Annotated in this window: 14 protein-coding genes and 1 pseudogene; 10 read left to right on the top strand and 5 right to left on the bottom strand. The window is 40.0% G+C overall.

Going from position 1 to position 14,792, the window contains the following annotated elements; genetic code table 11:
• The first annotated feature begins 52 nt into the window (after window positions 1–52).
• The 10 genes and pseudogenes from NSQ85_RS00160 to NSQ85_RS00115 all read left to right on the top strand — a co-directional run bounded on the left by NSQ85_RS00160 (window position 53) and on the right by NSQ85_RS00115 (window position 11,986).
• On the top strand, window positions 53–391 hold the full coding sequence (locus NSQ85_RS00160) for a preprotein translocase subunit YajC (RefSeq protein WP_100284950.1): 339 nt from the start codon (window positions 53–55) through the stop codon (window positions 389–391).
• 128 nt (window positions 392–519) lie between these two features.
• Entirely contained in the window at window positions 520–1,278 is a 759-nt protein-coding gene (locus NSQ85_RS00155) for an isoprenyl transferase (protein ID WP_179974193.1), read from the top strand.
• A gap of 12 nt (window positions 1,279–1,290) precedes the next feature.
• Window positions 1,291–2,085, top strand: a complete 795-nt coding sequence (locus NSQ85_RS00150; protein ID WP_179972569.1) for a phosphatidate cytidylyltransferase — start codon at window positions 1,291–1,293, stop codon at window positions 2,083–2,085.
• A gap of 16 nt (window positions 2,086–2,101) precedes the next feature.
• The gene (gene rseP / locus NSQ85_RS00145; RefSeq protein WP_179972570.1) at window positions 2,102–3,364 is read left to right on the top strand and encodes an RIP metalloprotease RseP; all 1,263 of its coding nucleotides are present in this window, start codon (window positions 2,102–2,104) and stop codon (window positions 3,362–3,364) included.
• 70 nt (window positions 3,365–3,434) lie between these two features.
• Window positions 3,435–5,303, top strand: coding sequence for a proline--tRNA ligase (locus tag NSQ85_RS00140; protein WP_179974194.1), 1,869 nt, complete (start codon window positions 3,435–3,437; stop codon window positions 5,301–5,303).
• Between the two features lie 609 nt (window positions 5,304–5,912).
• The gene (locus NSQ85_RS00135) at window positions 5,913–7,853 is read left to right on the top strand and encodes an ABC transporter substrate binding protein (protein ID WP_340780881.1); all 1,941 of its coding nucleotides are present in this window, start codon (window positions 5,913–5,915) and stop codon (window positions 7,851–7,853) included.
• A complete protein-coding gene (locus NSQ85_RS00130) occupies window positions 7,853–8,656 on the top strand; it encodes an ABC transporter ATP-binding protein (RefSeq protein WP_100273344.1) in 804 nt (267 codons plus the stop codon). The genes NSQ85_RS00135 and NSQ85_RS00130 overlap by 1 nt, the downstream gene beginning before the upstream one ends.
• 164 nt (window positions 8,657–8,820) lie before the next feature.
• Window positions 8,821–9,108 carry a co-chaperone GroES gene (gene groES / locus NSQ85_RS00125; protein ID WP_179972573.1) on the top strand — a complete coding sequence of 96 codons (288 nt, stop codon included), beginning with the start codon at window positions 8,821–8,823 and terminating at the stop codon, window positions 9,106–9,108.
• A gap of 44 nt (window positions 9,109–9,152) precedes the next feature.
• Entirely contained in the window at window positions 9,153–10,772 is a 1,620-nt protein-coding gene (gene groL, locus NSQ85_RS00120) for a chaperonin GroEL (protein WP_179974195.1), read from the top strand.
• Between the two features lie 93 nt (window positions 10,773–10,865).
• Window positions 10,866–11,986 (top strand): annotated as a pseudogene (locus tag NSQ85_RS00115) (IS3 family transposase).
• 71 nt (window positions 11,987–12,057) lie between these two features.
• Here NSQ85_RS00115 and NSQ85_RS00110 read toward each other — a convergent pair.
• The 5 genes from NSQ85_RS00110 to NSQ85_RS00090 all read right to left on the bottom strand — a co-directional run bounded on the left by NSQ85_RS00110 (window position 12,058) and on the right by NSQ85_RS00090 (window position 14,733).
• Window positions 12,058–12,207 (bottom strand): hypothetical protein, encoded by a 150-nt coding sequence (locus NSQ85_RS00110; protein ID WP_340780880.1) that lies wholly within the window; start codon window positions 12,205–12,207, stop codon window positions 12,058–12,060.
• Window positions 12,208–12,351: 144 nt separating this feature from the next.
• Window positions 12,352–12,657, bottom strand: a complete 306-nt coding sequence (locus tag NSQ85_RS00105) for a hypothetical protein (protein WP_231910736.1) — start codon at window positions 12,655–12,657, stop codon at window positions 12,352–12,354.
• Between the two features lie 364 nt (window positions 12,658–13,021).
• Complete coding sequence (locus NSQ85_RS00100; protein WP_179974196.1) at window positions 13,022–13,327, bottom strand: DUF2752 domain-containing protein; 306 nt, start codon at window positions 13,325–13,327, stop codon at window positions 13,022–13,024.
• Complete coding sequence (locus tag NSQ85_RS00095; RefSeq protein WP_113870446.1) at window positions 13,327–13,659, bottom strand: TM2 domain-containing protein; 333 nt, start codon at window positions 13,657–13,659, stop codon at window positions 13,327–13,329. The genes NSQ85_RS00100 and NSQ85_RS00095 overlap by 1 nt, the downstream gene beginning before the upstream one ends.
• A gap of 201 nt (window positions 13,660–13,860) precedes the next feature.
• Window positions 13,861–14,733, bottom strand: a complete 873-nt coding sequence (locus tag NSQ85_RS00090; protein WP_113870445.1) for an RluA family pseudouridine synthase — start codon at window positions 14,731–14,733, stop codon at window positions 13,861–13,863.
• Window positions 14,734–14,792: the final 59 nt, after the last annotated feature.

Here is a 14,792-nt window from a genome sequence, read left to right as displayed (position 1 = left end):
GACGTAATCTGATATAGTAGAAGCCAAGTGAATTATTGGAGGAACACGAAATATGAATATGATGCTATTGTTGGTCATTTATGCTGTTGCAATTGTTGGTTATGTGGTGTTTAGCCGTCGCCGTCAGGCGAAGGCTCAAGAAGATCGTTTTGCAGGTCTCGCTAAGGGTGCGGAAGTCGAAACAATTGGTGGTTTGATTGCCATTGTTGACGAAATTGATAAAGAAAATAATCGTATTGTTTTGGATGCGGAAGGTGTTTTCTTAACTTTTGACTTGAACCGTTCAATCATGAAAGTGATCACGCCAGCACCAAGTACAGAAACAGCAGAGACTGTTAAAGAGACAATTGTTGAAGAAGATTCAGCAATTGAGTCTGCTGATGAAAAGTAAGATGTGTATTTTAGGCTAGGTTAAATCCTGGTCTTTTTGTATATTCTAATCTTCTTGGTATTAAACACTGTTCAGAACTCTTTAAAATGTGGTAGAATAAAGGGTAAACTATATTTAGAGGATATTTCATGTTTAAATTTATTAAATTTAGAAAAAAATCTCATCAAGAGATTTTAGACAATATTCCCAACCATATCGGTATTATTATGGATGGAAATGGCCGTTGGGCTAAAAAGCGTCTACAACCGCGTGTGATGGGACATAAGGCTGGAATGGATGCCTTGCAAAAGGTAACCATCGAAGCGTCACAACTTGGAGTTAAGGTATTGACAGTCTATGCTTTCTCAACTGAAAACTGGTCACGTCCACAAGATGAAGTTAAATTTATCATGAATTTACCAGTTGAATTTTTTAACAAGTATGTACCAGTATTAGACAAAGACAATGTTCGCATTTTGACAATCGGAGATAATAGTCGCCTACCTAAGGAAACCCTAGATGCTCTTGAAAAAGCAGTAGATCAGACGAAACATAATTCCGGTTTGATACTCAATTTTGCATTGAACTACGGTGGTCGTGCGGAGATTGTATCGGCTGTTCAAGCTATTGCTAAAGAGGTTGAAATAGGGGGGCTCAGACCTGAAGCTATTGATGAAGACCTCATTGCTAAACATTTGATGACAGATAAGCTGCCATACCTTTATCGTGATCCAGATTTAATTATCCGTACGAGTGGCGAACTTCGTCTTAGTAATTTCTTGCCTTGGCAATCTGCCTATAGTGAGTTTTACTTCACAGATGTTTTCTGGCCAGACTTTGATCAGCAGGGACTACATCAAGCTATCTCTGACTACAATAAACGTCACCGTCGCTTCGGCGGTGTCTAGAAAGGACCTCTCATGCAAGAACGTTTAATTGGTGGGGGTGTGGCAGCAGCCATTTTCCTCCCATTGCTTTTTATCGGTGGTCTTCCTTTCCAGCTTTTGGTTGGAGCTATGGCCATGGTTGCAGTGTCTGAGATGCTTCGTATGAAGCACTTGGAGGTGTTCTCTATTGAAGGTGTTTTGTCTATGTTGGCAGCCTTTATTTTAGTAGTGCCTATTGACCATTATTTTAACAGTCTTCCGACAGATGCCAGCGTGACAGGTTTTGCCATTATTTCTTTTTTGATTTTAGCAGGAACTGTACTTAATAGCGACCACTATTCTTTTGATGATGCAGCATATCCAATCACTTCTGCCTTTTATGTTGGTTTTGGTTTCCAAAATCTCATTGCAGCACGTTTGGATAGCTGGGAAAAAGTTTTATTTGCCCTCTTCATTGTTTGGGCGACGGATATTGGTGCCTATCTCTTTGGTCGTCGATTTGGTCAAAAAAAGTTATTGCCAAAAGTATCACCTAATAAAACCATCGAAGGTAGTGTTGGTGGTATCTTATCAGCAATCATTGTAGCACTACTCTTTGGGTTGATTAATCATAATGTCTATGCACCGCATAGTTTCTTCTGGTTGCTTATCTGTACGACTCTCTTTAGTATCTTCGGTCAATTTGGTGACTTGGTTGAATCAGCTATTAAACGACACTTTGGTGTTAAAGACTCAGGTAACCTTATTCCTGGACACGGTGGCATATTAGACCGTTGTGATAGCTGGATTTTCGTTTTCCCAATCATGCACTTACTAGGACTTTTTTAAGGGTGGTGGTGTCTAAATGAAAGCTATTATTACTTTTTTACTGATTTTCTGTGTGATTGTCGTCTTCCATGAGTTTGGCCATTTCTTCTTTGCCAAACGATCAGGCATTCTAGTGCGTGAATTTGCCATTGGGATGGGTCCGAAAATTTTTGCCCACACTGGTAAGGATGGTACCGTTTATACTATTCGTATCCTTCCTTTGGGTGGTTATGTGCGTATGGCTGGTTGGGGTGAAGATACAACTGAGATTAAAATGGGGAGTCCTGCTAGCCTAACGCTTGGAAAAGATGGCAAAGTGAGGCGTATCAATCTTTCAGATCGTCAGGTTGACCAGACGGCTTTGCCTATGAACGTTACTGCCTATGATTTGGAAGATAAGTTAACTATTACAGGTCTTGTCCTAGGTGAGACCAAGACCTATGAGGTTGATCATAATGCCACTATCGTTGAGGAAGACGGTACGGAGCTTCGTATTGCTCCTAAGGATGTCCAATATCAAAATGCTAGCATTTGGGGACGTTTAATTACCAATTTTGCTGGTCCTATGAACAACTTCATTCTTGGGGTCTTGGTCTTTATTATCCTTGCCTTTGTTCAAGGTGGTGTTCAAGATACGTCGACCAACCTTATCCAGGTGGCTAATGGTGGTGCTGCCCAGGTGTCAGGTTTGAAAACTGGTGATGCCATCGTGGCCATTAACAAGGACAAGGTTACTGACTGGGACAGCTTGAAAGAAGCGTTGAGAGAGAATACCCAAAAATTCTCGAAAGGCGACAGCCTTTCTGTGACGGTTAAGAGAAGTAATGGTCAGGAAGAAACTATTTCTGTTAAACCCCAAGAGAGCCAAGGGAGCTACTTTTTAGGTGTCTCTCCTGTCTTAAAGACAGGTCTTAAAGATAAGATTTTTGGTGGTTTCCAAATGGCTTGGGAAGGTGCGACGGCAATCCTCGCTACGCTCAAAGGGCTCATTACCAACTTTAGCTTGAACAAGCTTGGTGGACCGGTTGCTATGTTCCAGATGTCTGCACAAGCCTCAGAAAGTGGATTGATTTCCATTCTTAACCTTATGGGAATGCTCTCTATCAACTTAGGGATTTTCAATCTTATTCCAATTCCAGCCCTTGACGGTGGTAAAATTGTTATGAATATTATTGAAGCTATTCGTCGTAAACCACTTAATCAAGAAATTGAAAGCTATATCACACTCGCAGGTGTTGCGGTCATGGTTGTCCTTATGATTGCAGTAACTTGGAATGATATTATGCGTGCTTTCTTTTAATTAGAAACAAAGAAATGAAAGGAAGTCTAAGGGACTTGACCCACGGGCTAGCCTCCTTAGTATGTAAATAATGAAACAAAGTAAAATGTTGATTCCAACACTTCGTGAAATGCCAAGTGATGCTAAAGTTATTAGTCATGCCCTTATGGTACGTGCGGGTTACGTGCGTCAGGTCTCTGCTGGTATTTATGCTTATATGCCATTGGCAAATCGTGCTATCGAGAAATTTAAAACCATCATGCGTGAGGAGTTTGAAAAAATCGGTGCGGTTGAAATGTTGGCGCCAGCGCTTTTGACAGCAGATTTGTGGCGTGAATCAGGTCGTTATGAAACTTATGGTGAAGACCTTTATAAACTAAAAAATCGTGATAAATCTGACTTTATTCTCGGTCCAACTCACGAAGAAACTTTTACAGTCTTGGTTCGTGATGCGGTTAAATCATACAAACAATTGCCACTTAACCTTTATCAAATCCAATCTAAATATCGTGATGAAAAACGTCCTCGTAATGGTCTTCTTCGTACGCGTGAATTTATCATGAAGGATGCTTATAGTTTCCACCAAAACTACGAAGATTTGGATGTAACTTACGAAGACTATCGTAAGGCCTATGAAGCTATCTTTACACGTGCTGGCCTTGAATTTAAAGCTATCATCGGTGATGGTGGTGCTATGGGCGGTAAGGATTCCCAAGAATTTATGGCTATCACTCCTGAGCGTACGGACCTTAATCGTTGGGTAGTTCTTGATAAGTCAATTGCTTCATTGGATGAGATTCCAGAAGATGTCATGGAAGAAATCAAGAATGAATTGACATCGTGGTTGGTATCTGGTGAAGATACGATTGCATATTCTACAGAGTCAAGTTATGCAGCTAACCTTGAGATGGCAACAAATGCCTACACACCAGCAACTAAGGTTGTGACTCAAGAAGAAGTTTCACGAGTTGAAACACCAGGTTGCAAGTCAATTGACGATGTCGCTGCTTTCTTGAATATTCCAGAAGAACAAACGATTAAGACTTTGCTTTTCATTGCTGATGACAAACCAGTAGTGGCTCTTCTTGTTGGTAATGATCAAGTTAACGATGTGAAGTTGAAAAACTACCTTGCAGCTGACTTCCTTAAACCAGCTACAGAAGATGAAGCGCGTCAAGTCTTCGGTGCCAACTTCGGTTCTCTTGGTCCAGTTAACCTTCCTGAAAATGTTCGTATCATTGCAGACCGTAAGGTTCAAGACGTGGCTAATGCTGTTGTTGGAGCCAATGAAGATGGTTATCACTTGACAGGGGTTAACCCAGGGCGTGACTTCAAGGCAGAATACGTGGATATTCGCAAAGTTAAAGAAGGTGAGATTTCGCCAGACGGTCAAGGTGTCCTTCAGTTTGCGCGTGGTATCGAGATTGGTCATATCTTTAAACTTGGTACACGTTACTCTGAAAGTATGGGTGCTAACGTTCTTGACGAAAATGGTCGCGCAGTTCCAATTATCATGGGATGTTACGGTATCGGTGTAAGCCGTATCTTATCAGCGGTTATTGAGCAACATGCACGTCTCTTTGTCAACAAGACACCAAAGGGTCAATACCGCTATGCTTGGGGTATTAATTTCCCTAGAGAATTGGCGCCTTATGATGTTCACTTGATTACAGTTAACACAAAGGACGAGGAAGCTAATGAATTGACAGATCGTTTGGAAGCTGCTCTTGTGGCTGAAGGTTACGATGTTTTGATAGATGACCGTAATGAGCGTGTTGGTTCTAAATTCTCTGATAGTGACCTTATCGGGCTTCCAATTCGTGTGACGGTTGGTAAAAAGGCAAGTGAAGGTGTTGTCGAAGTTAAAATCAAGGCAACTGGTGACACTATTGAAGTGAACGCAGATAATTTGATTGAAACACTTGCTATCTTAACAACTGAACAAGATGCTAAATACTAAAAAATCTTTTCTTGCAGAGGCGGGAAGAGATTTTTTTAAAACGACAAAGATTAATTAAGAAAAAGGAGATAAATTCCAATTTGACAGAATTGTCTAAATAGTGTAAACTTAAATCTATCTTAACTACGGAGGCATTACATGCTTAACAAATCTACCCTCTGGGGAAATCTTAAAGCTTGTTATTACTTTAGTTTCTTTAGACAGGGCGTTTGTGTTTCAAGATACAAGCGTCAATAAGTTTGTATCTATGAAGCTAAAGCATTTTGTGATGGATTAGCCGATTAGATGAAGAGGTCTAACCGGTGACATAAGCTAGCTTGTGCTAGTCAAGATGTAGAGAACCAGTTGGGCCTGCCCTAGCTGGTTTTTCCATGCCGTAGTCTATTTTTAATTTCTCATTCTAAGCTAGAATTGTTCTTTAAACAGCAAGATTTAGCTTACTTTTGACGTGATAAATAAAGTGATTGTATCACTTGGGGATGCTCTTGAAGACTTGAGGATTTTTCATGGGCAATAAAACTGTTGTTTTCCTTGTGCCTCCAATGCTTCAGAAGAACATAAAAGGAAATTGGAAATAGATAAAATAAAAAAAAAACAGAGGTGTACAAGATGAAGAAATTCTTGGTCAGTATGATGGCTGTTATAACAGCTGCCATCTTGGTTGCATGCTCCAATGCTTCTAACAAAGATTTAGTTCACATCGGTGTTCTCCAATATGTAGAGCATCCTTCCTTGTCAGCGACACGTAAAGGGTTCATTGAAGAACTCAAAGAGGAGGGGTATGTCGATGGTAAGAACATTAAAATCGATTATCAGAATGCACAAGGAGATCAGTCTAACTTGCAGACAATTTCTCAGTCGCTTATTGAAGATAATGATGTCCTGTTGGCTATCGCAACCCCAGCAGCTCAGTCATTAAGCAGTTTGACAAAAGATAAGCCAATTCTCTTTACGGCAGTGACGGATCCTGTCTCAGCTAAGTTGGTTAAGTCTATGGACAATGTTGGTGGAAATGTGACGGGGACAAGTGACATGTCTCCTATCAATAAACAGGTTGAATTGTTGAAAAAGGTCTTTCCAAACACTAAAAAAGTTGGGATTATGTATACGACCAGTGAGCGTAACTCAGAAGTTCAGGTTGAAGAAGCCAAGAAATACTTCAAGGAAGCTGGTATTGAAACAGTTATTAAGGGGATTTCATCAACCAACGATATCCAAGATACAGCCAAAAGCTTGATGAGTCAGACTGAAGTCATTTTTATCCCGACTGACAATACCATTGTTAGTGCCATTAATACCTTGGTAGACCTTTCTAAAGAAACTAAAGTTCCTGTTGTTGGTAGTGATGCTGGTAGTGTAGAAAAAGGTGTCCTATTCACTTATGGAACCAACTATGAAGCGCTTGGTCGTCAAACAGGTAAGTTAGCAGGTCGTGTCCTGCGAGGTGAGAAAGTTAAGGACATTGATGCGGAGTACCCTAAAACTCTAAATGTTATGGTTAATCATGATATGGCTAAAGAACTTGGCATTGATGTTTCTAGCATTAGTGATGAGGAATCTAAAGTATCAACGAAAGATGACAAACCGATTGCCAAAAAAGATAAGGGTGTCATTAAGCTTAAGGTGAATAAGTCATCTAAGAATGGCTTTTCAAATGTGGTTCTAACATCCATTTCTCAGGGACTTCTCTGGGCGATTATGGCTATTGGGGTCTTCATTACCTTCCGTATTTTGGACCTTGCCGATTTGACAGCTGAGGGGGCCTTTCCACTTGGTGCTGCAACGACAACTATCATGATTATCCGTGGTATCAACGCAATCTTTGCAACTCTAGGTGGTTTTGTAGCTGGTATGTTTGCAGGTGCTGTGTCTGGCTTTATGCATACGAAAATGAAGATACCAGCACTATTAACAGGGATTATTACCCTAACAGGGCTCTATTCAGTTAATCTTTTGGTTCTCGGAAGTGCCAATATCTCTCTTTCAGGACATAATACGCTAGTGACTATGGTGATGGGTCTTGGTTTGTCTAAGCTGAGTGGTGTGATTCTATTAGGACTAATCTTCGTTAGTCTTGTAGTGTTTATGTTGGTTGTTCTCCTTAATACCCAGGTTGGACTTGCTCTTCGTGCAACAGGTGATAATCTTGCCATGGGAGAAGCTAATGGTATCAAGGTTGATCGTATGAAGATTCTTGGTTACATGATTTCCAATGGTTTGATTGCCCTATCAGGTGCTCTCCTAGCTCAAAATAATGGCTATGCGGATATGAATATGGGTACTGGTACAATCGTAAATGGCTTGGCTGCAATCATCTTGGCTGAGGTTATCGTTAAGTATTTACCACTTGGCAAACGTCTTTGGTCAATTGTTGTCGGAGCTGTTCTCTACCGTTTGGTCTTGGTTATTATCCTTGCCATGAACGTTGATGCTCAAATGCTGAAATTAGCTTCAGCTATCTTGCTTGCTATCATCCTTTATGTGCCTGAAGTACGACAAAAATTGAAAATCAATCCTAACAAATCCTTGACTCCAGGAGGTGACAAGTAGTGGCTTTACTTAGTTTACAACAGATTCATAAAACCTTTGAAAAAGGTACAGTCAATGAAAATCACGTCCTGCGTGGTTTAGATCTCGACATTGAACAGGGAGATTTTATCTCTGTCATCGGGGGAAACGGTGCTGGTAAGTCAACCTTGATGAATTCAATTGCTGGTGTTCTCAGCATTGATGAGGGGGATATCTTGTTGGACGGTCAATCAATTAAGAAAGCATCTGTAGATGAGCGCTCTAAAGACATTAGCCGTGTTTTTCAAGATCCTCGAATGGGTACAGCGACAAACCTTTCTATCGAAGAAAATATGGCAATCGCCTATCGTCGTGGCAAGAAACGTAGCTTCTTTAAAAAGTCTATTACTGAAAGTGAACGTCAAATATTCAAGGAAGCCTTGGTAGATCTTGGTCTTGGTCTTGAGAATCGTATGAAGACTGATGCTAATTTCTTGTCAGGTGGACAACGTCAGGCCTTGACGCTTGCTATGGCGACCTTGGTTCGTCCAAAGATTTTGCTGCTAGATGAACATACAGCAGCACTTGATCCTAAGACAAGTGACATGGTCATGAATTTGACGCGTAAGATTGTTGAAGAACAAAAGTTGACAACTCTTATGATTACCCACAATATGGAACATGCTATCGAATATGGAAACCGTTTAGTCATGCTCTATCATGGTAAGATCGTCGTAGATGTGCAAGGTGAAGATAAGAAAAACCTCACTGTTGCAGAGCTTATGGACCTCTTCCACAAAAATAGTGGACAAGTTCTCAATGACGATGCCTTGGTACTCGGTTAATATACTAGAAAAAAACTATCCAAAGTTTAAATTTTGGATAGTTTTTTCTTGACTATTTTTGACCAAGTGCTAAAATGAAGATATAGGTTAGCAGTTGTTCATTGTGAGTGCTAAAACAACATTTTAAACGTTGCTAATCTAAATAACATTTGGAGGTAATTGGTATGGCATTAAAACCATTGGGCGATCGTATCATCGTCCGTTTTGAAGAAACAGAAGAAAAAACAGCTAGCGGCTTTTTATTGGCAGGAGCTAGTCATGAAGCAACTAAGACTGCGGAGGTCTTGGCGGTAGGTGAAGGCACCCGTACTCTTACTGGGGAATTGATTGCACCTAGTGTTGCAGTAGGCGATAAGGTCCTTGTTGAAAATGGTACAGATGTCAGTGTTAAAGACGGAGAAGATTCCGTTTCAATTATCCGTGAAGCAGATATTTTAGCAGTCCTAGCTTAAATTCTTGCTAATCAGATATAAATTAAGATAAAGAAGGAGTAATTATGGCAAAAGATATTAAATTTTCATCAGATGCACGTGCAGCAATGGTTCGTGGTGTTGATACTTTAGCTGATACAGTTAAAGTAACGCTTGGCCCTAAAGGTCGTAATGTTGTTTTGGAAAAGGCTTTTGGTTCACCACTTATCACTAATGATGGTGTGACAATTGCTAAAGAAATTGAACTTGAAGATCATTTTGAAAATATGGGTGCCAAGCTCGTCAGCGAAGTGGCTTCAAAAACTAATGATATTGCCGGTGACGGAACAACTACAGCCACTGTTTTGACACAAGCTATTGTTCGTGAGGGGCTAAAAAATGTAACAGCTGGTGCTAATCCAATCGGTATCCGTCGTGGGATTGAAGCAGCTGTAGCTGCAGCTGTGGAAGAGCTTAAAGTCATTGCTCAACCAGTTGCTAATAAGGAAGCTATTGCTCAAGTCGCTGCGGTTTCATCTCGCTCTGAAAAAGTTGGTGAATACATTTCAGAAGCAATGGAACGCGTTGGTAATGATGGTGTTATCACTATTGAAGAGTCTCGTGGTATGGAGACAGAACTCGAAGTGGTTGAAGGTATGCAATTTGACCGTGGATATCTTTCTCAGTACATGGTTACTGATAATGAAAAAATGGTCGCAGATCTTGAAAATCCATATATTCTTGTGACTGACAAGAAAATTTCAAATATCCAAGATATTCTTCCACTCTTGGAAGAAGTGCTTAAGACCGGTCGTCCACTTTTGATTATTGCTGACGACGTGACTGGTGAAGCTCTTCCAACACTTGTTCTTAATAAAATTCGTGGAACCTTCAATGTCGTTGCTGTTAAGGCGCCTGGCTTTGGTGACCGTCGTAAAGCGATGTTGGAAGACATTGCTGTATTGACTGGAGCAACTGTTATTACTGAGGATCTTGGTCTTGAACTTAAGGATGCAACTATAGAGTCACTTGGTCAGGCTTCGAAAGTAATTGTGGATAAGGATAGTACAGTTATCGTTGAAGGAGCAGGAAGCGCAGAAGCAATTGCTAAACGTGTTAACCTCATTAAATCTCAATTGAAAACAACAACATCTGAATTTGACCGTGAAAAACTTCAAGAGCGTTTGGCTAAATTGTCAGGTGGTGTTGCAGTTATTAAGGTCGGTGCAGCCACAGAAACAGCTCTTAAAGAAATGAAACTTCGTATTGAAGATGCTCTTAATGCTACTCGTGCCGCTGTTGAAGAAGGTATAGTAGCTGGTGGTGGTACAGCCCTAGTTAACGTCAATGCTAAGGTTGCTGAACTTGATCTTGAAGGTGACGATGCTACAGGACGTAATATTGTCCTCCGTGCCTTGGAAGAACCTGTTCGTCAAATTGCTTATAATGCCGGTTATGAAGGTTCAGTTATCATTGATAAATTGAAGAATAGCCCAGTTGGTACAGGCTTTAACGCTGCTAATGGCGAATGGGTAGATATGGTTAAATCAGGAATCATCGACCCAGTTAAGGTAACACGTTCAGCCCTTCAAAATGCTGCTTCAGTAGCTAGTCTTATCTTGACAACAGAAGCAGTCGTTGCCGACAAACCTGAACAAAAGGCTCCAGCAGCGCCAGCTATGGATCCAGGAATGATGGGTTACTAAGATTTAAGAAAGAAAAAAACCTAGGAGAAGTCGAAAAATGAACTGCACCCCAAAAGTTAGATAGAAAAATCTAACTTTTGGGGTGTTTTTATTATGAAATTAACTTATGAAGATAAAGTTCAAATATATGAATTGAGAAAGCAAGGAGAAAGCTTTATCCGACTTTCAAATCAATTTGGGGTGAACATTTCTGGTCTAAAATATATGGTGAAATTAATTGACCGTTATGGAATAAAAATCATCAAAAAGGGAAAGAATCGTTACGATTCACCAGAATAAAAACAAGAAATGATTGATAAAGTTCTACTTGAAGGTCGTTCACAAAAAAGTGTAAGTCTTGATTATTGTCTTCCAAGTGGTGGCATGTTGCCTAATTGGATAGCACAATACAAAAATGGGTATACTCTTCTTGAGAAAAGAAGAGGGAAAGTACCTAAAATGGGGCGTAAACCAAAGAAGAAATCCGAAGAGATGACAGAGCTAGAGCGACTTCAAGAGGAGAATGAACGCTTACGTACCGAGGTGGCCTACCTAAAAAAGTTAAAAGAGTTAGAGGAAAGGGACGAAGCCTTACAGCGAGAAAGGCAGAAACAGCTAGAGAAATGGTTTCAGGAGGATTTCGACTCGATTTACTTCTTAAAACTGCACGTTTAGCTCGCTCGACTTACTATTATCAGTTGAAACAACTAGATGGGCACGACAAAGATAAAGAGACTAAAGGCGAAATTCAAGAAATTTATTATGAGCATAAAGGAAATTATGGCTGTCGCCGAATAACTCTTGAATTGAGGAATCGTGGTTTTGTAGTGAACCAGAAGAAGGTCCAACGTCTGATGAAGCTCCTTGGTTTAAGTTCCCAAATTCGTCGTAAACGCAAGTATTCTTCATACCAAGGAGAAGTTGGCAAGAAAGCAGATAACCTTAGTGACCAAGGTTGGCAATACCAACATCAGTATTAACATCAATTTTTAGAGGATAAAGGGATCCAGACGTCCATGTCACGTAAGGGAAATAGTCCAGACAATGGTATGATGGAGTCCTTCTTTGGCATTCTTAAGTCTGAGATATTTTATGGTTACGAGAAGACGTTTAACTCACTTGAGCAATTGGAACAAACTATTGTAGACTATATTGATTATTACAACAACAAACGCATTAAAGTAAAATTAAAAGGACTTAGTCCTGTGCAGTACAGAACTAAATCCTTTGGATAAATTATTTGTCTAATTTTTTGGGGTCAGTCAAAACTTTTTCTGAGTTTTCTTTTTTTATTAGTTATTGTTAATTAATGAAAAGGGTTAAACATATCAGAACTTCCTTGTTTACCTGACATCTGCATCATAATTTGTTGCTGTCTAGTGCGTTCTGCTTCTTTATTCGTATTGATAGAAATAATAGGCAAGATTGATAGAAATAATAGGCAAGATTGATCCATCCAATGAAAGTCCAGCTTAACAGTATTGAGAAAAGAAAGATTAGCCATTTCTTTTCTGTTTTGTTTAGAAGTGCTGGTAGGATGTCAATAATGATTGCTGGAAGACCCACAATCAAAGTCCAAAATGTCAAACCTAATTCTATGCTAGAATCGTCCCCAATAACTCCCAAGTAAGAACCATCCAAGAGCCCAAAGGATAACTGGTATGGTAGCGATGGCTATCATGATGAGGTTTGTTTGAGATTTCTTTTCTGGCTTCTTCCAAGCCACATTAAGAGTTCTGTTTGTTTGTGGGAAGCTTGCATGAGCTTGCTCGGCAAAGGAATTTAAAGGCTTATTAGTAGCGTTTTGTATTGGATTTAGTTGTTCTTGAAAGTTGGCTGTTGAAGCTTCTTGATCTATGTTAGGAATTTGGAAAGTTTGTCTTTCATCGATACTAGAATCATCCAAGGGTTCTTCAGTGACATCATAATTGTCAACATCATTTTTGACAGTTTCTACAGTCTCTGCTGATGGTTCAGGTTCTGTATGTTCAACAGCTTCTGAGTTTTGCGTCTTTTCTACAGTCTCTTTTTGTGAGAGTTTTTTTGTTGCTTCGACAGTTTGTTTGGGAGTTTCTCAGACAAACTCGCCTCGATTGGCCGCTTCAGCCATTTCTTGGATACTTGGATCACGTCCGTGGACTGCTTGGAAAAAATCAATCCAATCTTGTTGTTTCATATAGTTAGCCTCCATTTGTTTCGATTATAAATTTTGATGCTTACAATTATAGCAATAGTGTAAGGGATATGCAATGGGAGTTGGATAGGACAGTTTATTTCTCTATAATCTTTTTGTCACTAAAGATGGGAAAGAAAAAGAAATAGGTTAAGATATAGCCCACTAGAGGGTATATCAGTGGATTATAGTCCCAGGCTCCTTGCCAATCTAGGTGTAGTAGTCTAACGCTAGCGCGTGTTAGACCTGCGCTCCACCCCCTGAGTCCTAAAGGCTTTAGGATAAGGCTGAGTGGTGTCGGGAGATGTAAAAGGTAGATTCCGTAAATTGCCATTAAAACAAAGAGATATAATCTAAAAAAACGCTGGTGGTAGGCCCACAAGCGTGTGAAATAGTTTTTCATTACCCAATAACAGCAAAAAGTTTTTGAGCGTTTGATTGGCGAGTAGCATCCATGATGAGAAACCAGTCAACGATTGACCAGATACCACAACCACCACATGTCAAAAGTTTACCGATACCAAGACCAACTTGCCCCAACATAAAGCGGTCGATTCCAAGAGAACCACCAAAGAGTGAGATGACAAGCATCATCGTAGGATCTTGGAATCTGATTGAGTAAAGCTGTGAAAGTTGCTGTTCAGGAAGTGCCTCAAGACGTTGTCGGATGTACTGAACTTGTTCTGTTGGGAAATACTTAGCGTTAATTGCTAGCCATTGATCGACTGGATTCATAATTAAATACTCCTAAAATTTTAAATTATACGTAAAGAATAACATAATGTAAAGGATAACATAATGTAAAGGGAGATTCAAGGTAGTCAAAGTTTTCGAAATCAATAAAAGCAACTTATTTGCAAGCTTCCGCTGTCTTATAACGAGAATATCATTAGGATAATCCTTTCTTTCGCACTATGTTTGAGAGTGAGTTTGCTTTTATGATTTGTGATTTCTCAACACTTGTTCAAAACTTTCTGATCTAACCTTAACAGTGACTTTTTCGAGTGTTAAGGGGTGAGTGAAACTAAGGGTGTGGGCATGTAGCATGAGTCTAGATGCTGGATGATGACTGTAAAGTGGGTCCCCCAGAATAGCATGACCGTGATGGGACAGATGCACACGAATTTGGTGAGTCCGGCCGGTTTTTAATTGGCAGTTGACCAGACTGGCTCCTTCAAAGGTTTTGAGACGTGTGACGGTTGTATACGCACTCTGCCCTTTTTGAGGATCCACCACCCGTTTTCTACGATCGTGACGGTCGCGTCCAATCTTATCCTTATAAACAGTTTTCTTGGTCTGAAATTTACCTTCAGTCAATGCCCAGTATTGACGCTGAATCATCTTATCTTCTAAAAGCCGGTTAAGAATTGGCAGGATAAACGGATTTTTAGCGAAAAGCACAGCTCCACTAGTTTCCATATCTAGTCGATGAACGACGTAACAGGTTTGTCCACAATAAGCCGAAACATGGTTAAGAAGAGCGATTTCTGTGGGTTCATTGCCATGTGTCTTCATTCCTTCAGGCTTATTGACAACGATGAGATGCGAATCCTCATAGAGAGGCTTTACCAAATTGGCATCTCCCATAGGGATAGTTTTATTAGGATAGTCCTCTGTGTCAAAGGTCAGGCTAATCCTATCACCTTTTTTAACAGGGCTCTGCCAATTAATAGTTTCTCCATTGATAAGGACATGTTTTTTCGTGCGTAGGAAATGACGAATCTTACGAGGAATGAGGAGTTTGGTTTCTAGTAATTCTTTGACAGTTGTTGCAGGGTAGGGATTGATAATTTCTACGTGTAAAGTCATGGTTTCATTATATCATGAACGTTTAAAAGAGGACAGAACCTGTAAAAACTTGGTATAAT

The organism is Streptococcus sp. FSL L8-0526 (genome assembly GCF_038007145.1).
Lineage (GTDB): Bacteria > Bacillota > Bacilli > Lactobacillales > Streptococcaceae > Streptococcus > Streptococcus thermophilus.
Note: the sequence above shows the minus strand (reverse complement) of the source record. Positions and strands in the feature narration are given on the sequence as shown.